This window comes from Flavobacterium sp. GW823-FHT06G12 (assembly GCF_058794775.1).
In genome coordinates this window covers 655476-676084 of sequence record NZ_JBXAHE010000001.1, presented here as the reverse complement: position 1 = coordinate 676084, position 20609 = coordinate 655476, and the positions used below count along the sequence as shown (strand labels likewise).

The 20609-nt window shown below is 33.8% G+C and carries 13 protein-coding genes; 7 read left to right on the top strand and 6 right to left on the bottom strand.

Annotated elements, in window-relative coordinates:
• Positions 1-22: 22 nt before the first annotated feature.
• From AC1Q5Z_RS02930 to AC1Q5Z_RS02920, 3 genes are all read left to right on the top strand, one after another.
• Positions 23-775: a lipid A phosphoethanolamine transferase gene (locus AC1Q5Z_RS02930; protein ID WP_343589408.1), complete on the top strand. Its 753-nt coding sequence runs from the start codon at positions 23-25 to the stop codon at positions 773-775.
• Positions 776-1026: 251 nt separating this feature from the next.
• Positions 1027-3000, top strand: a complete 1974-nt coding sequence (locus AC1Q5Z_RS02925) for a DUF349 domain-containing protein (protein WP_343589410.1) — start codon at positions 1027-1029, stop codon at positions 2998-3000.
• 330 nt (positions 3001-3330) lie between these two features.
• Positions 3331-3750, top strand: coding sequence for an OsmC family protein (locus AC1Q5Z_RS02920; RefSeq protein ID WP_278022138.1), 420 nt, complete (start codon positions 3331-3333; stop codon positions 3748-3750).
• 61 nt (positions 3751-3811) lie between these two features.
• On the opposite strand, the gene AC1Q5Z_RS02915 is transcribed toward AC1Q5Z_RS02920, so the two are convergent.
• Positions 3812-5080 carry a tetratricopeptide repeat protein gene (locus AC1Q5Z_RS02915; RefSeq protein ID WP_198857201.1) on the bottom strand — a complete coding sequence of 423 codons (1269 nt, stop codon included), beginning with the start codon at positions 5078-5080 and terminating at the stop codon, positions 3812-3814.
• A gap of 36 nt (positions 5081-5116) precedes the next feature.
• Positions 5117-7762, bottom strand: coding sequence for a DNA gyrase subunit A (gene gyrA, locus AC1Q5Z_RS02910; RefSeq protein ID WP_492443778.1), 2646 nt, complete (start codon positions 7760-7762; stop codon positions 5117-5119).
• Positions 7763-8019: 257 nt separating this feature from the next.
• On the opposite strand from gyrA, the gene AC1Q5Z_RS02905 reads away from it, so the two are divergent.
• The 3 genes from AC1Q5Z_RS02905 to AC1Q5Z_RS02895 all read left to right on the top strand — a co-directional run bounded on the left by AC1Q5Z_RS02905 (position 8020) and on the right by AC1Q5Z_RS02895 (position 12694).
• Positions 8020-10566, top strand: coding sequence for an ATP-dependent Clp protease ATP-binding subunit (locus tag AC1Q5Z_RS02905; protein WP_198857199.1), 2547 nt, complete (start codon positions 8020-8022; stop codon positions 10564-10566).
• Positions 10567-10707: 141 nt separating this feature from the next.
• Positions 10708-12075: a 30S ribosomal protein S6--L-glutamate ligase gene (rimK, locus tag AC1Q5Z_RS02900; protein ID WP_198857198.1), complete on the top strand. Its 1368-nt coding sequence runs from the start codon at positions 10708-10710 to the stop codon at positions 12073-12075.
• Between the two features lie 100 nt (positions 12076-12175).
• On the top strand, positions 12176-12694 hold the full coding sequence (locus AC1Q5Z_RS02895) for a DUF421 domain-containing protein (RefSeq protein WP_198857197.1): 519 nt from the start codon (positions 12176-12178) through the stop codon (positions 12692-12694).
• A gap of 3 nt (positions 12695-12697) precedes the next feature.
• Here AC1Q5Z_RS02895 and AC1Q5Z_RS02890 read toward each other — a convergent pair whose 3' ends face one another.
• The 4 genes from AC1Q5Z_RS02890 to hutH form a co-directional block, all read right to left on the bottom strand.
• On the bottom strand, positions 12698-13693 hold the full coding sequence (locus AC1Q5Z_RS02890) for a WG repeat-containing protein (protein WP_492443777.1): 996 nt from the start codon (positions 13691-13693) through the stop codon (positions 12698-12700).
• Positions 13694-13881: 188 nt separating this feature from the next.
• Positions 13882-15222 (bottom strand): inorganic phosphate transporter, encoded by a 1341-nt coding sequence (locus tag AC1Q5Z_RS02885; protein ID WP_343589121.1) that lies wholly within the window; start codon positions 15220-15222, stop codon positions 13882-13884.
• Between the two features lie 30 nt (positions 15223-15252).
• Entirely contained in the window at positions 15253-15897 is a 645-nt protein-coding gene (locus AC1Q5Z_RS02880) for a DUF47 domain-containing protein (protein WP_008462731.1), read from the bottom strand.
• 49 nt (positions 15898-15946) lie between these two features.
• Positions 15947-17461 (bottom strand): histidine ammonia-lyase, encoded by a 1515-nt coding sequence (hutH, locus tag AC1Q5Z_RS02875; RefSeq protein ID WP_492443776.1) that lies wholly within the window; start codon positions 17459-17461, stop codon positions 15947-15949.
• 644 nt (positions 17462-18105) lie between these two features.
• On the opposite strand from hutH, the gene thrA reads away from it, so the two are divergent.
• Positions 18106-20553, top strand: a complete 2448-nt coding sequence (gene thrA / locus AC1Q5Z_RS02870; RefSeq protein ID WP_492443775.1) for a bifunctional aspartate kinase/homoserine dehydrogenase I — start codon at positions 18106-18108, stop codon at positions 20551-20553.
• Positions 20554-20609: the final 56 nt, after the last annotated feature.

The following is a 20609-nucleotide window of genomic DNA, read 5'->3' as shown; positions in this document are numbered from 1 at the left end:
GTCTACTCATTTGCAGACAGTTATGAAAAAACAACTACTTTACTTTAGCATTTTTTTTCTTATTACATTTCTTGCAGTGGCTCAAGACGAGGACATCGACAGAAGCAATAGTCCATTTGCCGAACCTCGTTATCATTACTTTCTGCAAACCATTTTACTGTACAACGAATACTTAGACACTAAGAACGGTTCGTATAATACCACGAATTTGCGTGTTTTACAGCCAATAGGCAACAAAGCTTGGAATCTGAGATTTGATTTACCTTTAATTTCGACCAACTCCAATTCTATCAATCAAACTGGACTTGGTGACGTAGGTGCTGGAGTAAGTTTTATTCCTTATTTTAAGAAAAATAACGGAATTGGACTTAGAACCCGTGTCATCTCAAATTCTGCCGCAGATCCAAGTTTTGGTACCGGAAAATGGGTTGTTATCCCTGCCGGTATTTTTGCAAAATACTTCAATCACAAAAGATTTTTATGGTTTGCAACTTTGGAGCATTCTCAAAGTTTTGCAGGATCCAGTAATCGAAGCGACATAAGTGTAACTTTACTAGAGAATAACTTGTTATGGTTCTTTGGCAAAAATTGGATTGCTACAGATGTAGCTTTTAGATACAATTACATTTTAGAAGGATTTCAAAATAATGCTTTTATGGAATTTGGCCGAAAAATAACCCCAACAAACTTAGTTTATGTACACCCAAGCGTAGCTTTTGGTGGCGAAAAATCGTATAATTTTGGTATGGAAGTCGGTATGCTAATTTTGTTTTAATTAGGAACAAACTGCTAATTAAGCTTTACTTTTTATGATTCATTTATTTTATTATTTAAAAATCGTAAAAAGTATTATTTCAATCTTATCAATTAAAACACTAAAAATTAATATATCATACTGCTCAATTGAATTAAACAATAAGAATTTTATCGCAAATTAGCGTATAAACAAAGGATTTATTTTGTAGTTAGAAACACCTTTACTATCTTTCGCACTGTTTAAAATAAAAACCTTAAACATTTTTAAAGATGTTAGAAGAAAAGAATGATAACCTGCATGAAGCAGACGGAAAATCTGGAATCGAAATAAATGATTCTGTAACAAATGAAGCAATCGAAATATCAGATTCTGAAACTTTGACCGAAGATTTGGTCTCAGAAACTGAATTGGAACAACAGGAAAATGCTAATCAAGAAGCATTGGATGTTATTACGAATTCAAATGCTGCTGAAGGCGAAGACGAAACTTTGAAGGAACGTCATGACATTCCTATGCAAGATTACAACACGTTTTCTCTAGACGCCCTTGTTGATGAATTAAAAAAACTGGTTAATACAGATAAAGTAATGTCTGTAAAAGATCATATTGAAGAAATCAAAAAGGCCTTCTTATTACAATACAATCACCTTATTGAGGAGAAAAAAGAAGAATTTTTAGCTTCTAATCCAGATCCTAATGAAGAATTTGAATATCATCTTCCTTTAAAATCAAAATTTGACGAATATTATAATGTTTTTAGAGAGAAAAGAAATGCTCACTTTAAACATTTACAAACTAATCTAAAAACCAATTTAGATGCTCGTTTGGCTATTGTTGAAGAATTAAAAGAATTAATTAATCCGCAGGAAAACATTAAAGACACTCTTAAACATTTTAATGAATTAAGAGAAAGATGGAAAAATGCAGGAGCAATTCCGAAAGACAAGTACAATCACGTTTGGAATAATTACCATTTTCACGTTGAAAACTTCTATGATTATCTTCACTTAGATCGTGAGGCTAGAGATTTAGATTTTAAACATAACTTAGAATTAAAGCAAAAAATCATAGCTCGCGTTGAAGAATTGGTTAACGATACCGATGTGAGCAAATCTTTCCGTGAATTACAAGATTTACACAGAATCTGGAAGGAAGAAATTGGACCGGTTTCTAAAGAACATCGTGATGTAATCTGGAATCAATTTAGCGAATTGACTAAAAAAATACACGATAAAAGAGAACTTTTATTTGAAAGTCAAAGAGCAAATGAGCAGAAAAATCTTGAGGTAAAAAAAGAGATTATTGCTAAAATTGAAGCGCTTGGCAGCGAAAAAGTAAATTCTCACTCACAGTGGCTTGTTCAAATTCAGAAAGTAGAAGATTTAAGAAATGAGTTTTTTGCCGCAGGAAAAGTACCTTCTGAAGTAAATGAGGAAACTTGGGCAGCTTTTAAAACTGCAGTTAGAAATTTTAACGCTTTCAAAAACTCTTTCTATAAGGATATCAAAAAAGATCAAAACGATAATCTTAATAAAAAACTGGCTCTTGTTGCTAAAGCTAAAGAATTACAGGAAAGCACCGATTTTCAAGCTACTACACCTGTAATGAAACAAATCCAGGAAGAATGGAAGCAAATTGGCCATGTTCCTAAAAAGTATTCAGACAAAATCTGGAAAGAATTTAAAGATGCCTGCAACCATTATTTTGATAAATTAAAAGAGCATAAGTCTGAAGAAAATAGTGATGAAGTTGCTGCTTTTGACAATAAAAAAGCATATCTAGATACTTTACGAGCTTTTCAATTAACAGGAGAACACAAAACAGATTTAGATGCCATAAAAGCACATATTGAGACTTGGAAAGGCTTTGGAAAAGTTCCTTTTTCAAGAAGACATATTGAAGGAAAGTTCAATAAAATATTAGATGCTCTTTTTGAAAAACTAAGCTTAAGCAAAAAAGAATCTGAAATGATGCGTTTTGCAAACCGCATTGACTCACTAACCGACAGCAACGATACGCGTAAACTAGACAATGAAAAAATCTTTATTATGCGTAAAATTGAAGAAGTTCAAAATGAAATTTTCCAATTAGAAAATAACATTCAGTTCTTTACCAATACAAAAAATGCTAAAAAGGAGAATTCAATTGTTACAGAGGTTCGTAAAAATATTGCAATTCACAAAGAAAGCCTTGAAGTTTGGAAAGATAAATTGAAACAACTTCGAAACTTAGGACAAGAGTAATTCTAGTCGAATTCTAAAAATAATAAAGTGTAACAATTGCTTGTTACACTTTTTTTGTACTTATTTTTTAGCGCAAATCTGCAAAATTTTTTAAATATATAAGGTTTTATAAAAGCACAAAGTTCGCAAAGCTTTATTTAAAAACTTTGCGAACTTTGCGTAAATCTTTGTGCGCTTAGCGGTTAAATCCGTCATTCCAAAACCTGAAACTTAACAATCTCATTAAATTTCATAAAACTATTCTGCAAAATATTGATTATATTTGAGTTATCACTATTCATTAAAATCAAACGAATAACATTTAATACTAATTTTTAAATAATTAAGAATATGAAATTTACAAGAAAAGCACACGCCAACTGGAAAGGAACCGGTATGGAAGGAAAAGGAACAATAAGCACGCAAAGTACAACTCTAGATAACGCACAACTGTCTTTTAAGACAAGATTTGCTGATGGCGTAGGAACGAATCCAGAAGAATTGGTTGCAGCAGCGCATTCGGGCTGTTTTACAATGCAGTTAAGCTTTTTACTTAATGAGGCTGGCTTTACAGCAGATGACTTAACCACAGAAGCTACCGTGACTTTTGAAGATGGATCAATCACTTTAATTCATTTAGATTTAAAGGGAAAAGTTCCTTCAATTTCTGCAGAAGAATTTGCTTCTACTGCGGCAAAAGCAAAAGAAATCTGTCCAATTTCAAAACTATTGAATACTACAATCACTTTATCAGCTGAGTTAATCGGCTAAAAGCATAAAAAAAACCATTCACCGCGGTGAATGGTTTTTTTTTATTTTTAAAAAGCAGTAATTACATTTTTGCTTTCAAAGCTTTAGCTTCTGCAGTCATTTCAAGAGCGTTATAAACTCCCAATAATGTTTTAGAAACATCCTCGTTTTTAGGATCTAATTCGTTTGCTTTTTTAAGGTAAGGAATAACTCCTTTGAAAATAGTTTCTCTTTGAGCTTTTAAAACATCGTAACGTTTCATGTCTTTAGCCGAAGTTCCCAATTTATTCATTTCATCAATGATTGGTTTTTCAGCTTCTAATTTTAAAGCAGCAAGGTTTAAGTAAGCATTTGTATATTCAGGATTGATTTCAATTGCTTTTAAGTAATATTTCTCTGCATCAGCATTATTCTTAGCTCCAGCGCTAATAACTCCTAAATTAAATACTAAGTCAGCATTTTTAGGATCTTTCTCTAAAGCTTCGTTAACTAATTTTTTATACATATCGTAGTCTTTAGACTCTAAGTATAAATTAGCTTCTGTTAAGATTAAAGAACTATCATCTGGATTTGCTTTTCTAGCATCAGCGATTGCTTTTTTAGCATCTTCTGTACGTCCTTTTTGAACCAAGATTAATGCTAAGTTTTTATAGATCTCACCTCTTTTAGAAGGAATAGCTTCAGTTTTAGGTTTTTCGTGAGTTCCTAATTTAACAGCCAAATCTCTTTCTTTAGCATTAGCAAAGTTATCTTCATTACCATTAGCTTTATTCATAGCTAAGTATAAAGTTCCTTTTCCAGAAAAGTTTAATTTTTTCAACTCTTCATACATTGGTAAAGCAAGATCAAAATCTTGTGAATTCACAGCTGTAGAAGCTGCATAATACAAGTTAACTGTATCTTTTTTATCTAATTCGTATGCTTCGTACAATTTTTTAGCACCATCAGCATGCTTGTTAGCTTGAGTATCAGCAATTGCAGAATTAATTAATAATCCTTTAATGTTAGTAATTGACGCTGCTGCTTGTGTAGAATATTTTTGTTTTCCAGAAGCTTTTTCTACATCAATTAATTTTTTGTAGCTGTCTGCAGCTGCCAATAGGTTTTTACCTTCGTCAACCTTTTTATTTGCAAGGTCAAGAAAAGCATTTCCTTGAACGAAATAATATTGTGCCTGCTCTGTATCTTTAGCATTTGCAATTAAGCTTTCTGCATCTTTTAATTGCGTAAGAGCTCCTTGTGCATCTCCTCCTTTTAATGCTTTTTCAGCATTCTTAATTTGATCTTTTTGAGCAAACGTAGCTACAGAGATCAGTAATGCTGATGCAAGTATTACATATTTACTTTTCATAATGGTATTTGTTTGTATTTAATTTTTTGTTTGTACTTATTCTTCAGATTCTTCGTCCTCTGCGTCAGCATCGTCCTCATCTTCTACTTCTTCATCATCAGAGTCATCGTCATCTTCTGCAGCTCCGTCATCTTCAAGAACCTCTAGATCTGGCTTCACTCTTTCAATTACAGTTTCGATAACATTACCGTCTTCATCAACAATTACTTCTTCGGCATCATCTTTCATTACTGTAGTTACAGCAGCGATAGAATCTTTCCCTTTAAGGTTAATTAATCTAACACCTTGAGTAGCACGTCCCATAACACGTAAATCTTCAATTGCCATTCTAATTGTTAATCCAGATTTGTTGATAATCATTAAATCGTCAGCATCTGTAACAGCATTAATAGAAATTAGCTTACCTGTTTTTTCTGTAATGTTAAGCGTTTTAACTCCTTTACCTCCACGGTTTGTAATTCTGTACACATCTTCTCCGTCTTCGTCAACCAATTTAGTACGTTTTCCGTATCCATTTTCGGTTACAACTAAAATCTGAGATTCTGTAATATCATTTTTATCAACAGTAACCATTCCAATTACTTCATCCGTTTCGTCTTTCAAAGTAATACCACGAACTCCAGAAGCTGTTCTTCCCATCGGACGCGTTTTAGTTTCTTCAAAACGAACTAATTTACCAGACTTAACCGCTAAGATAATTTGGCTCTCTCCATTTGTTAACTGAGCACCAAGTAACTCATCACCTTCTTTAATTGTAATAGCCGCAACTCCATTTGCTCTTGGTTTAGAATATTTCTCTAAAGAAGTTTTCTTCACCTGACCTTGTTTTGTTACCATTACAAGATTATGCGTATTGATATAATCTTTGTCTTTTAAATCTTGTGTACAAATGAAAGCTTTAACTTTATCATCGCTTTCAATATTTACCAAGTTCTGAATTGCTCTACCTTTTGCGGTTTTACTTCCTTCTGGAATTTCATAAACACGCATCCAGAAACATTTTCCTTTTTGGGTAAAGAACATCATATATTGGTGGTTTGTTGCCACGAACATGTGCTCTAAGAAATCTTGATCTCTTGTTCCTGCACTCTTCTGTCCAACTCCTCCTCTATTTTGCGTTTTGTATTCTGTAAGGTTTGTACGTTTGATGTAACCTGCATGAGAAATGGTAATAACTACATTTTCGTCAGCAATTAAATCTTCAATACTTACATCTCCTCCAGAATATTCAATTTGAGAACGTCTTTCGTCACCATATTTGTCACGAATTTCAGTTAACTCTTCTTTAATCAAATCTGTTCTCAAATTAATATCTGCTAGTAAAGCTTTCAAATGCTCAATTAACTTCATTAATTCTTCAAACTCAGCTCTTAATTTATCTTGCTCCAGACCTGTTAACTGACGCAAACGCATCTCAACAATAGCACGAGCTTGAATATCTGATAGTTTAAATCTTTCGATTAATTTTTCTCTAGCTTCATCTGTATTTTTAGATCCTCTGATTAACGCAATTACTTCATCGATATTGTCAGAAGCAATAATTAATCCTTCTAAAATATGCGCTCTTTCTTCAGCTTTACGCAATTCAAATTGCGTTCTTCTTACTACTACTTCATGGCGGTGCTCAATAAAATAATGAATCATATCTTTCAGATTCAGCATTTGAGGACGGCCTTTTACTAATGCAATGTTATTTACACTAAAAGAAGACTGTAATGAAGTATATTTATATAAGGTATTTAAAACTACATTTGGCGTAGCATCACGTTTCAAGATATAAACGATACGCATACCATTTCTATCCGACTCGTCACGAATATTAGCAATACCTTCGATTTTTTTCTCGTTAACCAAATCAGCTGTACGTTTGATCATTTCAGCTTTGTTAACCTGGTATGGAATCTCAGTAACGATGATACATTCTCTTCCATCAACTTCTTCAAAACCAACTTTCGCACGCATTACAATACGCCCTCTACCCGTTTTAAAAGCTTCGCGAACACCTTCGTATCCGTAAATAATACCTCCCGTCGGAAAATCAGGAGCTTTAATATGAGTCATTAACTCATCTACTTCAATATCATTATTGTCAAGATAAGCTAATGTTCCGTTGATTACTTCAGTTAAATTGTGCGGCGGCATGTTAGTCGCCATACCAACTGCAATACCAGTTGCTCCGTTTACTAATAAAGTAGGAACTCTTGTAGGCATTACTTTAGGTTCGTAAATTGTATCGTCAAAGTTTAATTGAAAATCAACTGTTTCTTTTTCGATATCGGCCATAATCTCTTCAGAGATTTTACGCATTCTGGCCTCAGTATAACGCATTGCTGCAGGACTGTCTCCATCGACAGATCCAAAATTACCCTGTCCATCAACTAATAAATAACGCATACTCCATTCCTGCGCCATACGCACCATTGCATCATAAACAGAGGTATCACCGTGTGGGTGATACTTACCCAGAACCTCCCCTACAATTCTCGCAGACTTTTTGTGGGCAGATCTTGATGTTACACCTAAATCATACATTCCGTAAAGAACTCTTCGGTGCACTGGTTTCAAGCCATCTCTAACATCAGGAAGTGCTCTCGATACAATTACTGACATCGAATAATCGATGTAAGCTGACTTCATTTCATCCTCTATGTTAATAGGAATTAACTTTTCTCCTTCAGACATAAGTTGTTATATTAAATAATTATATTAGTTATCAAAGCGTGCCAAGATACGTTTTTTTAAAATTTTTTCAGCTATTTCCTTACACTTATTTGAACGATTTATTAACAACTTTATTTTGGCTTTTAGTTAATAAATTAAGCGTTTTTTAACTCTTTTATTATCTTTTTTTTCGTCTATTAGCTGACAGTAGTTCTAGAAGGTACGGTTTTTGTTTTTAAAACAGTAATTCACTAAATTTACAATACCAATTATATATTATGGATGATAATTTTTCACCAAGAGTAAAAGATGTAATTACGTACAGTAAGGAAGAAGCTCTTCGTCTAGGGCACGACTTTATTGGTACTGAACATCTTATGCTAGGTATTTTAAGAGATGGTAACGGAAAAGCTATTCATATACTTAATAACCTAGCTGTCGATTTAGATCATTTACGCAGAAAAGTAGAAGTACTTAGCCCTGCCAACCTGAGCGTTGAAGTAAATGCAGAAAAGAAAAACCTTCATCTTACCCGACAGGCCGAAAGAGCCCTGAAGACCACTTTTCTTGAAGCAAAAGTATTTCAAAGTTCATCGATTAGCACGGCACATTTGCTGTTATGTATCTTGAGAAACGAAAACGATCCAACAACCAAGCTATTGAATAAACTAAAAATAGATTATGACGTAGCTAAAGAACAGTACTTAAATATGACTCCAAACGAAGAAGAATTCTTAGAAAACTTGCCAAGAAACGAATCATATAATGATGATTCAGGACAAGATGACAGTCTAAAAGAAAGCAGTTTTAATAATCCCGCCAATAAGTCAAACAAAAAATCTAAAACCCCAGTTCTAGACAATTTTGGGAGAGATTTAACAGAAATGGCTGAGGAAGGAAAATTAGACCCTGTTGTAGGACGAGAAAAAGAAATTGAGCGTGTATCGCAAATTTTAAGCCGTAGAAAAAAGAACAATCCGCTTCTTATTGGAGAACCTGGAGTTGGTAAATCTGCTATTGCAGAAGGACTTGCTTTACGTATTATTCAAAAGAAAGTATCCCGTATTCTTTTCAACAAACGTGTTGTAACTCTTGATTTAGCAAGTTTAGTTGCTGGAACAAAATACAGAGGACAATTTGAGGAAAGAATGAAAGCCGTGATGAACGAGCTTGAGAAAAATGACGATATTATTCTTTTTATTGATGAAATCCATACTATCGTAGGTGCTGGTGGAGCAACAGGTTCGCTTGACGCTTCAAATATGTTCAAACCTGCTTTAGCAAGAGGCGAAATTCAATGTATTGGTGCTACTACTCTAGACGAATATAGACAATATATTGAGAAAGATGGCGCATTAGAAAGACGTTTTCAAAAAGTAATTGTTGAACCAACTTCTGTTGAAGAAACAATCGCTATTTTAAACAACGTAAAAGACAAATACGAAGATCACCACAATGTAACATATACACCAGAAGCTATTGAAGCTTGTGTTAAACTTACAGATCGCTATATGTCTGAGCGTTTCTTACCAGACAAAGCTATTGATGCTCTTGACGAAGCTGGATCTCGCGTACACATTACCAACATTGATGTGCCTAAACAAATTTTAGATTTAGAGCGTCAGTTAGAAGAAGTTCGCGAAATGAAAAATATGGTAGTCAAAAAACAAAAATACGAAGAGGCTGCCAAACTTCGCGATGACGAAAAACGTATAGAAAAAGATCTTGCTTTAGCACAAGAACAATGGGAAGAAGATTCTAAAAACAACAGAATTGAAGTTACAGAAGATAATGTAGCCGATGTTGTTTCTATGATGACCGGAATTCCTGTGAACAGAATTGCGCAAACAGAAAGCAACAAATTGGCTCAATTGCCTGAATTGATTCAGAACAAAGTAATTGGTCAAAATGAAGCCGTTCTTAAAATTGCACGTTCTATTCAACGTAACAGAGCTGGACTTAAAGATCCAAACAAACCAATTGGTTCGTTCATTTTCTTAGGTCAGACTGGGGTTGGTAAAACGCAATTGGCTAAAGTTTTAGCAAAAGAATTATTTGATTCCGAAGATGCTTTAGTTCGTATCGATATGAGCGAATACATGGAGAAATTTGCAATATCTCGTTTAGTTGGAGCACCTCCAGGATATGTTGGATACGAAGAAGGAGGTCAATTGACTGAAAAAGTTCGCAGAAAACCATATTGTGTTGTTCTTTTAGATGAGATCGAAAAAGCGCATCCAGATGTATTTAATATGATGCTTCAAGTTTTAGATGACGGATATTTGACAGATAGTTTAGGTCGTAAAATTGACTTTAAAAACACTATCATTATCATGACATCTAACGTTGGTGCACGTCAGTTGAAAGATTTCGGACAAGGTGTTGGATTCGGTACTGCTGCAAGAACAGCACAAGCCGATGAAAATTCGAAAAGCATTATCGAAAATGCTTTGAAAAAAACTTTTGCTCCTGAGTTCTTAAACAGAATTGATGACGTAATTGTATTTAATGCATTAGAAAAAGCTGATATTGATTTGATTATCGAAATCGAATTGAAAAAACTTTATTCTCGTATTGCAGAGTTAGGTTACAAATTAAGCTTAACCGACAAAGCAAAAGCATTTATTGCCGAAAAAGGTTTTGACAAACAATTTGGAGCGCGTCCTTTAAAAAGAGCAATTCAGAAATATGTCGAAGATTTGTTAGCAGAAGAAATCATCACTTCAAAAATTCATTCTGGCGATGAAATCATGATGGATTTAAAAGATGATTCACAAGAACTATCAGTAGAAATTCATAAAGCCGAAGAGCCGACGAATCAATAAATTAGTTTAAATTTATAACATTCATAACATGCCCGTTACGTTTTCATAACTTAACGGGTATTTTTTTTATTAAAAATCACTATCTTTAGTAAAAGCAAATAGCTATTTTTGAATTTAAATTCTATAATAAAAAAACAAAATATGCTTCAAAACAAAGTCATTTTAGGTAGCGAAGAATGGTGCGCATTTCCAGAATTAGGAATCCCGACAATTAAGGCTCGTGTAGATTCTGGCGCCAAAACTTCGGCAATGCACGCTTTAAACATAGCTCCTTTTATAAAAAATGATGCCAATTGGGTTAAATTTGATATTAATCCAATTCAGAATAATATTAAAACCGTTATTCACTGCGAAGCGCCACTGGTAGACAAAAGGATCGTTAAAAGCTCAAGTGGTTTTAGAGAACACCGATATGTTATTCAGACTAGTCTAAAAATTGGCGATACAAAATGGCCAATTGAAATGACCTTGACTAATCGTGATTCTATGGGCTTTAGAATGCTTTTAGGCCGTGAAGCTATGAGCGGAAGGGTTTTGGTCGATCCAGAACAAAAATACCTTCTAGGACAACCTACAGCAGAATCTTTAAAAGAATTATATCAAAATTCTGAAAAAGCAAAAACTGGTTTGCGAATTGGTCTTTTAGCCAGCAATCCTGAATTATACAGCAATAAAAGAATCATGGAAGCCGGCGAAATGCGCGGGCACGAAATGCATTTCCTGAACATCAAGGAATGTTACATGAAATTGGATGCCAAAAAACCTGAAATCCACTACAGAGGCGGAACAATCTTAAATGAATTTGATGCTATTATTCCTAGAATTCGTCCGAGCATTACTTTTTACGGTTGTGCATTAACGCGTCAGTTTGAGGCTTTGAAAGTCTTTGTTTTAAATTCATCAACAGCGATCACACAATCCAGAGATAAATTATATTCTTTACAATTGCTTTTAAATAGCGGAATCGATATTCCAACTACTGGTTTTGCCAATTCTCCGCTTGACACAGACAACTTAATCAAAATGGTTGGCGGATCACCTTTAATTGTAAAATTATTGGAAGGAACACAAGGAAAAGGGGTTGTTTTGGCTGAAACCAAAAAAGCCGCAGAAAGTGTTATCAACGCTTTTAAAAGTTTAAATGCTAATATCTTAGTTCAAGAATTCATTAAGGAAGCTAACGGAAAAGATATTCGTTGTTTTGTAATCGACGGAAAAGTGGTTGCCGCAATCCAACGTGAAGCAATGCCAGGTGAATTTAGAGCAAACATTCATTTGGGCGGAACTGCATCTGTCATAAAAGTAACTGCCGAAGAAAAAAAGATTGCGATTAAAGCGGCAAAAGCAATGGATTTAAAAGTTGCTGGTGTTGATATTATCCGCTCTTCTAAAGGACCATTATTACTTGAAGTAAACTCTTCTCCAGGTCTTGAAGGAATTGAAGGCGCAACCAACAAAGATGTAGCTGGAGAGATGATTAGAGCTATTGAGAAAAATTTCAAACTATAATTAAGTTCATTTAAACTTAATTCTTCATAAATAATTTAGCAGCTTTGTCAAAGTTTAAACCTTTGGCAAAGCTTTTTTATTTAACTTTAAAATAAAAAACATGACTTTTCCTTATTTAGATATTATTATCAGAAGCGTTGCTGTGTATTTCTTTATGACAATTGCGCTTCGCGTTTTTGGCAAAAAAGAACTTTCGCAATTAAACACTGCCGATATTATCCTTATCTTATTAATAAGCAACTCCGTTCAAAATGCGATGGTTGGTCCGGATACAAGTTTAATAGGAGGATTGGTTGCTGCATTAGTTTTGTTTTCGATCAACTTTGCTATTAAGAAATTAACAAAGAGATTCAAAACTCTTGGCGATTTGCTATTGGACAAACCCGAAATCTTAATTCATGATGGCATATTAGATTTTAAAACTTTAAGCCGACTAGATGTTTCGCATGAAGAACTAAAAGAAGCCGCTCGCGAACACGGTTTAGAACATCTAACAGACATTAAACTTGCTATGCTTGAAATTGACGGAACCATAAGCATCATTTCGAAAGATCAGAAACAGCTTAAACAGACGCATTACAAGCGAAAACACAATCATAAAAACCTTCAAAAGTTTTGATTTTTATTTTCCGACTTGAATTCTAACAGCGCCTAAACCATCTTTAAAATCATCTGCTTTTTCATATTTAGGCACGACGATTTCTTTTCCTTCTTTATCAATAAAACCATATTTTCCATCCAATTTTATCACGGCAATTCCGTCTTTAAAAGATTCAATTACATCATATTTAATTGAAGCAATTTCTTTTCCTGTTTTATCAATCAATCCGTATTTATCGCCTAGTTTCACTTGAATTAAGTCATCATTTAAAACCATAAAATCGTATTTTATTGGAACGATTTCTTTTCCGTCGTTATCCAAAATACCATATTTATTTTCCTGTTTTACAATAGATACATTATCCTTAAAATAAAAATTCATATCGTACTTAATAGGAACTACAATTTTCCCTTCTTCACTAATTACTCCAAACTTATTATTAGATTCTACTACTGCAAAACCTTCTTTAAAATTTTGGACATGATCATAAATTGGAGGAACAGCCTCTTTCCCAATCTGATCCACAATACCAAATTTGCCATTTAATTTCACGACAGCAAACCTATCAGCAAAGTCTATTATTTCATCATATTTCGGAGTTATTTCTTCTCCAACCACATCTATAAAACCCCATTTATTATTTAGTTTTACAGCTGTAATTTCTGGAGATAAAGCTTTTGCATCATCATATTTTTTAGTGAGCAAAACATCTGAAGACTTGATTAAATATTGAGTTTTAGCATTTTTATTGCTTACAATTACCCAATTTTGCTTATTAATTATTTCATCATAAATACAGCGAATTACCTCTTTCCCGGTTTTATCAACTACCCCGCTTTTGCCTTTTAACTGCACAACAGCAAACCCATTTTCAAAAGCAGTAATACCTTCGTATTTGCAAGGAACTATTTCTTTTCCTGTCTGATCAACAAAACCATATTTAAACGCTTTGTCATTTGCCTGAGCAAAACCAATTTTTACAATCAGCATCAAAACCAACAAAATTATTCTCTTCATTATTTTAAATATTAATGTATTTACAAAACTCAGCAAAATCGGTTTTATCTATAACCTTCAAAAGTTTTTATTCTTTCACTTTAAAACAAATTAAAACAAAAAAAACCGATTTCAGATTTGAAATCGGTTTTCTATATTAACAAAATGTGATTTAATTTTCACATTTTATAAAAATTCATTTTCTCAGATTAAATAAAGACGCTTAGAATAAAATAAACCAAACCTGCTAATAAAGCCGAAATTGGAATAGTTAAGATCCAAGCCCAAATTAAACTTACTGTAACTCCCCATCTAACAGCAGAAACACGTTTTGTTAATCCAACTCCAATAATAGATCCTGTAATAGTGTGTGTTGTACTTACTGGAATTTTTAAGTGTTCTGTAAAGTAAAGTGTCAAAGCTCCTGCAGTTTCTGCTGCAACACCTTCAAACGAGCTTACTTTAGTGATTTTAGAACCCATTGTTTTCACAATTTTCCATCCACCACTCAAAGTTCCTGCTGCAATTGCAGAATAACACGCTAAGGGAATCCAGCTTGGCATTACACCTTTAATACCTGCATCATCATTCGGAAGCACAACATCTAACCAAGCATCCATATGAACTCCTGGATTAGTATTGATATATACTGCTACAGCTGCAGCAATAATACCCATTACTTTTTGAGAATCATTTCCTCCGTGACCTAAACTAAATGCCGCAGAAGATAATAATTGCATTTTCTTTAAAGCAGCATCGGCCTGATGAAGATTTAAACTGCTGAATATTAAACAAAATGCACTAACTGTTAAAATAATAAAGGCAACTAAAAACCATTTAATATTATGAGAATCAAATACTACACTCCAAAAATGAGATTCGAAACGAGGTTTTCCGTGCTCTACAATTTCTTCATAAGAAACCATTTGAACGTAAACAAACCAAATCGTTGCAAGCATTAAAGCTACAGTAAATATTTTTGGTCCGATACTTTTACGTGAAGCATTTAATAGCCAAATAGAAATCAAATAAGATGCTATAGCACCTATTAATGGAGCTAAAACGATAAATGCAATAATAATGATGACTCCCGAGGGCATTCCACCATCTTTACCGGCCTTATACCAGCTTACAATTTCATACCAGTAGTGAGTTGCTCCATCTTCTCCAACATAACCAGAGAAACCGTGAACTGCAATAGCGTGTGCAACAGCTGCTCCTGCGAAACCTCCAATTAAGGTATGTGAAGAACTTGAAGGGATTCCTAACCACCAAGTCAATAAATTCCAACAGATTGCTGCAATTACTCCAGCTAGGATAACAACAAGGTTAATTTCCATTGTGTGCGCTGTTTTAGCAACAGTATCTGCAACACCAAATCCAAAAACCCAATAAGCCAGAAAGTTAAAAAATGCTGCCCAGACAACCGCCTGAAAAGGTGTCAAAACCTTTGTTGCAACAACAGTCGCTATAGCATTTGCCGCATCATGAAAACCATTGATGTAATCAAAAATTAAGGCTAATACTATAATTAATATAAGTAGCGTCATAAAATTATAACTTCAGATTGAAAAATTGAATTAAGAATGTTTTACAGAAATAGATTCTAGTATGTTCGCAACACTCTTACATTTGTCTGTTGCTGATTCTAAAACAGATAACACCTCTTTATATTTAATAATATTTTTAGCGTCTGTTTCGTTTTCAAAAATTTCAAAAACTGCTTTGTTATATACGTTATCAGACTTGTTTTCTAGTTTGTTGATTCTAGCACAAGCATCTTTAATAACTTTAAAGTTTTGTAAGTTTCTCAACTCTTTTACAGCACTATCAATGTTTTGACAAGCTTCAAGGTTGATTTCTGTCATCTTTCTGATAGATTTTGTAATCTTATCAACTTGATACAATCTCATACGGCTAGATGCACCATGAAGGTAATCTGCAACGTTGTCAATTGAAGTAATTAACGTGTGAATGTCTTCTCTATCAAATGGAGTAATAAAGTTTCTGCTTAACTCAAGGTTAGTCTGACGTGTAATGTCTTCTCCTTTTTGTTCTAATTCGTCAATCTTTTGAAAAAGAATTTCTCTTTCTTTTAATGGTAAATTTACAGCTTCGTGTAAGTTAGAAGCTAATTCAATTAAATTGCTAGAAGCCTCTTCAAAAAGTGGAAAGAATTTTTTGTCTTTCGGCACTAAAAATTGGAAAATACTGTTTATTGACATTGTTTTATTTTTGATAGCGCAAAATTACCTTCAATAACACGTTTCAGTGTTAAGCCATTGTTAACAAATCGTTTTCAATTTGAAAACTCTCAAGGAATAACACCGTGTTTTCTATGTCATTATGTAAGATTCTATCTTCTTTTACCAAAGGCACAACTTCTCTATAGCTGTTTAAGAACATTTCGATAAAATCACTTGATTTTAAAGGCTCTCTGTAGGCAATTGCCTGAGACGCATTTAATAATTCGATTGCCAAAATACGTTCTAAATTATCTAAAATACGTAAGGCTTTTGTTGCTCCGTTTGCTCCCATACTCACGTGATCTTCTTGACCATTACTTGAAACAATGCTATCGATACTTGCAGGTGTCGCCAATTGCTTGTTTTGACTTGCAATACTTGCTGCAGTATATTGTGGAATCATGAAACCAGAATTTAATCCTGGATTATCAACCAAAAATGCTGGAAGATTTCGCAGTCCCGAAATTAACTGATAGGTTCTTCTTTCAGAAATACTTCCTAATTCTGCCAAAGCAATTGCCATAAAGTCTAAAGCTAATGCTAAAGGCTGTCCATGGAAATTTCCACCAGAAATAATCTGATCCGCTTCTATAAATATATTAGGATTATCAGTTACCGAGTTAATTTCTGTTTTGAATACTTTTCTAACATAATCAATTGCATCTTTTGAAGCTCCGTGAACCTGTGGCATACAACGGAAAGAATACGGATCTTGAACGTGTTTCTTTTCTTGAGTAATAATTTCACTTCCGTCCAAGAATTCAGTAATTCTTTGCGCGGTTACGATTTGTCCTTTGTGCGGACGTATATAATGTATCAATTCGTTGAATGGCTCGATTCTTCCATCAAAACCTTCTAGAGAAATAGTTCCGATTAAATCTGCCAAATACGAATATTTGTAAGCTTTAATTAAAATATGAGCTCCATAAGCACCCATAAATTGAGTTCCGTTTAATAAAGCCAAACCTTCTTTTGACTGTAAAACAATTGGTTCCCAGTTAAAATGCTTTAAAACTTCAGCAGAAGCTACTTTTTTTCCTTCAAACAATACAATTCCTTCTCCAATTAAAGGCAAAGACAAATGTGCCAAAGGAGCTAAATCTCCAGAAGCTCCAAGTGAACCTTGAGTATAAATAATAGGCAAAATATCATTATTGTAAAAATCAACCAAACGCTGTAATGTGATTAACTGAATCCCAGAATGTCCATAACTCAAAGATTGGATTTTCAATAAAAGCATCATCTTCACAATTTCCGCTGGAACTTCCTCTCCTGTTCCGCAGGCATGCGATTTTACTAAGTTTTCCTGAAGCTTAGATAAGTTTTCGTTAGAGATTTTCACACTATATAAAGACCCGAAACCTGTATTGATTCCGTAAATCGGAGCTGTATGCGATGCCATTTTCTTATCTAAGTAATCACGGCATTTCTGAACATTTACTTTAGCTTCCTCAGATAATTCAAGAATTTTATTCTGACTTAAAATTTCTTGTAATGTTTCTAAAGTAATAGTTTCTGAACTTATATAATGGATCTCTCTCATGATGATTGTAAATTTTAAACGCCAAAATTCAACAAATCAATATTAAAAAGCAACATTTTATCACAATAATTAAGATTTCTTTAAAAGCGGTTTAACTATTCCAAATCGCTTTTCAGATCAAAATATACAGCTACCTCCCATTTTTAAGGTCTTTTTGAGTTAAACACCAATCATTTGCATGGACTAAATCCCAAAAAAAAGTCATCCAAAATATATCAAAACATCAATTTAGCATATTCAATTTTAACAAATACTCAATATTGATTTATAGAGATTTGAATTATTAAAATATTCGTAAAAAAGCCTTTTAAGTTTTTAACTCATATAAAAAGCTGTACTTTTGAAAAATCAAAAATGAAAAGTAACAGCATAAAATATCAATCTACAATTATTACAGCTCAAACAGGAGTTGCAATTGCTGCTACCATTATTACTACTACAACAACTACTACCCCTTAGGGGTATACATTTTTACATATAATCCTAGGTTACCTATACTTTTTTCTTGAAAGAGGAGAGTTATTGGATACATAAAAAACATTTACAAAAAAAATAGTCGCAGTTTTCGGTTTCAGTTCACAGTCGATAATCTTTGAACCTTTGTCACTCAAAATCTTTGCACCTTATTAAAAAATATCACTAAAATGAAAGTATTAAAATTTGGCGGAACTTCGGTTGCCAATGCTCAAAATATAAAACTCGTTCTCGACATTGTAAACCAAAAAGCAAAACAGGATCAACTCGTTGTAGTAGTTTCTGCTCTTAGTAAAGTAACTGATTTACTGCAATTGGCGGCGGCAAAAGCAGCGGCAAACGATGAAAGCTTTAGAGAAGTTGTTGCTGAAATCGAGAAAAAGCACCTTGACACACTAAAAGAACTGATTCCGGTAAGCGAACAAAGCAGTCTTTTAAGCCATGTAAAAAGAATCATCAACCATTTAGAAACTTTACTAGACGGTTGTTTCCTGCTTGGCGAATTATCTCCTAGAACTGCCGATACTATTTTAAGTTTTGGTGAATTGCTATCGTCATTCATTATTGCTAAAGCCTATGAGCAAATTAGTAAAGATGCAGTTTATAAAGACAGTCGAGAATTAATTAAAACAGATAATAACTTCGGAAAAGCAGTTGTAAACTTCGAAGTTTCAAATAAACTGATTCAGGAATATTTTGGTTCGAATGAAGCGAAAATCAATATCATGCCTGGATTTATAGCGCAGACTCTTGACGGAATCACTTCGACTTTAGGACGCGGAGGTTCAGATTATACTGCCGCAATTATCGCTGGAGCAATCGATGCGGAACAATTGGAAATCTGGACTGACGTAAACGGAATGTTTACTGCAAATCCAAAAATTGTAAAACAAGCACAGCCAATTGCTACTATCTCTTATCAAGAAGCGATGGAATTGTCGCATTTTGGTGCAAAAGTGTTGTATCCGCCAACAATTCAGCCAGTTTTAAGAAAAAACATTCCAATTTTAATCAAAAATACTTTTGAACCAGAAGCTGAAGGAACTTTAATTTCGAATCAGGTTTCATCAAAAGATACAGTTGTAAAAGGAATTAGTCATATCGATCATATTTCGCTTTTAACTCTTGAAGGTCCAGGAATGATTGGAGTTGCGGGTTCTTCTAGACGTTTGTTTGAAGTATTATCTCAGGAAAAAATCAACGTAATTTTTATTACTCAGGCTTCTTCTGAGCATTCAATTTGTATCGGAATTTTAAATTCGGATGCTGATAATGCCGAAGCTGCAATTAACAGCGCTTTTGAAATCGAAATTTCGCAAAACAAAATCGATCCTTGTTATGTAGAAAAAGACCTTTGCATTATTGCTTTGGTAGGTGAAAACATGAAAAACCACCAAGGTTTAAGCGGAAGAATGTTCTCTACTTTAGGAAAAAACAACGTAAACATTCGCGCCATTGCACAAGGTGCTTCTGAAAGAAACATTTCGACTGTAATTAACGAAAGAGACGTTAAAAAAGCATTAAATACTTTACACGAAAATTTCTTCGAAGAAAACACAAAACAGCTGAACTTATTTGTAATGGGAGTTGGAAATGTGGGCGAAAAATTCATCGAGCAAATTCACAACCAAAGAAAGTTTTTAAAAGATAATTTAAAGATCAACGTTCGCGTAATTGCTTTGTCTAATTCTAGAAAAATGGTATTTGACGAAGACGGAATTTCTTTAAAAAATTGGGATGCCGCTTTAAGCGAAGGCGAACCAGCAAGCATTGAAGAATTCATCAAAAAAGCCAAAGAACTGAATTTACGTAACAGCATTTTCGTAGACATTACAGCAAATGCAACGGTTTCTGAAGCCTACGAAAAATTCTTGAAAGAAAGTATTGCCGTTGTAACTTGTAATAAAATTGCATGTTCTTCTGCTTACGACAATTATAAAAAACTAAAAAGCTTGTCTCGACAATACAATGCTCCTTTCTTGTTTGAAACGAATGTTGGTGCGGGATTGCCAATTATTGATACGGTAAAAAATCTGATTGCATCTGGCGATAAAGTGCATAAAATTCAGGCCGTTTTATCTGGAAGTTTGAACTTTATTTTCAACAATTTTGATGAAAACAATTCTTTCCACGATGTAGTAAAAGAAGCGGGAGTTCAAGGTTTCACAGAACCAGATCCAAAAATCGACTTAAGCGGAATCGACGTAGCGCGTAAAATCCTGATTTTAATTCGCGAAAGCGGTTACGAAATGGATATTGACGCCATTGCAAACGAATCGTTCCTGCCAGCAGAATGTTTAGCAACAACAAACAACGAAGATTTCTTTGCTTCGTTAATCAAACATGCTGCTCATTTTGAAGGTATTTATAAAGAAGCTTTAGCCAAAGATTCAAGATTGAAATACGTTGCGCAATTCGAAAACGGAAAAGCAAGCGTAGGTCTACAATTCATTCCAAAAGATCATCCTTTCTACAATTTAGAAGGAAAAGACAATATCGTGCTTTTCTACACAGATCGTTACGTAGATCAGCCTTTATTAATCAAAGGAGCCGGAGCCGGAGCTGCGGTTACTGCTTCTGGAATTTTTGCAGATGTTATTAGAATAGGAAATATTTAAAGGTGCTAAGGTTCTAAGATGCTAAGGTTCTGAGTTTTTCTCAACTAATCTTAGCC

Excerpts from the sequence above, each read along its gene's own strand:
- AC1Q5Z_RS02930 (WP_343589408.1), top strand. The coding sequence starts at position 23 with ATGAAAAAACAACTACTTTACTTTAGCATTTTTTTTCTTATTACATTT.
- AC1Q5Z_RS02925 (WP_343589410.1), top strand. The coding sequence starts at position 1,027 with ATGTTAGAAGAAAAGAATGATAACCTGCATGAAGCAGACGGAAAATCT.
- AC1Q5Z_RS02920 (WP_278022138.1), top strand. The coding sequence starts at position 3,331 with ATGAAATTTACAAGAAAAGCACACGCCAACTGGAAAGGAACCGGTATG.
- AC1Q5Z_RS02915 (WP_198857201.1), bottom strand. The coding sequence starts at position 5,080 with ATGAAAAGTAAATATGTAATACTTGCATCAGCATTACTGATCTCTGTA.
- gyrA (WP_492443778.1), bottom strand. The coding sequence starts at position 7,762 with ATGTCTGAAGGAGAAAAGTTAATTCCTATTAACATAGAGGATGAAATG.
- AC1Q5Z_RS02905 (WP_198857199.1), top strand. The coding sequence starts at position 8,020 with ATGGATGATAATTTTTCACCAAGAGTAAAAGATGTAATTACGTACAGT.
- rimK (WP_198857198.1), top strand. The coding sequence starts at position 10,708 with ATGCTTCAAAACAAAGTCATTTTAGGTAGCGAAGAATGGTGCGCATTT.
- AC1Q5Z_RS02895 (WP_198857197.1), top strand. The coding sequence starts at position 12,176 with ATGACTTTTCCTTATTTAGATATTATTATCAGAAGCGTTGCTGTGTAT.
- AC1Q5Z_RS02890 (WP_492443777.1), bottom strand. The coding sequence starts at position 13,693 with ATGAAGAGAATAATTTTGTTGGTTTTGATGCTGATTGTAAAAATTGGT.
- AC1Q5Z_RS02885 (WP_343589121.1), bottom strand. The coding sequence starts at position 15,222 with ATGACGCTACTTATATTAATTATAGTATTAGCCTTAATTTTTGATTAC.
- AC1Q5Z_RS02880 (WP_008462731.1), bottom strand. The coding sequence starts at position 15,897 with ATGTCAATAAACAGTATTTTCCAATTTTTAGTGCCGAAAGACAAAAAA.
- hutH (WP_492443776.1), bottom strand. The coding sequence starts at position 17,461 with ATGAGAGAGATCCATTATATAAGTTCAGAAACTATTACTTTAGAAACA.
- thrA (WP_492443775.1), top strand. The coding sequence starts at position 18,106 with ATGAAAGTATTAAAATTTGGCGGAACTTCGGTTGCCAATGCTCAAAAT.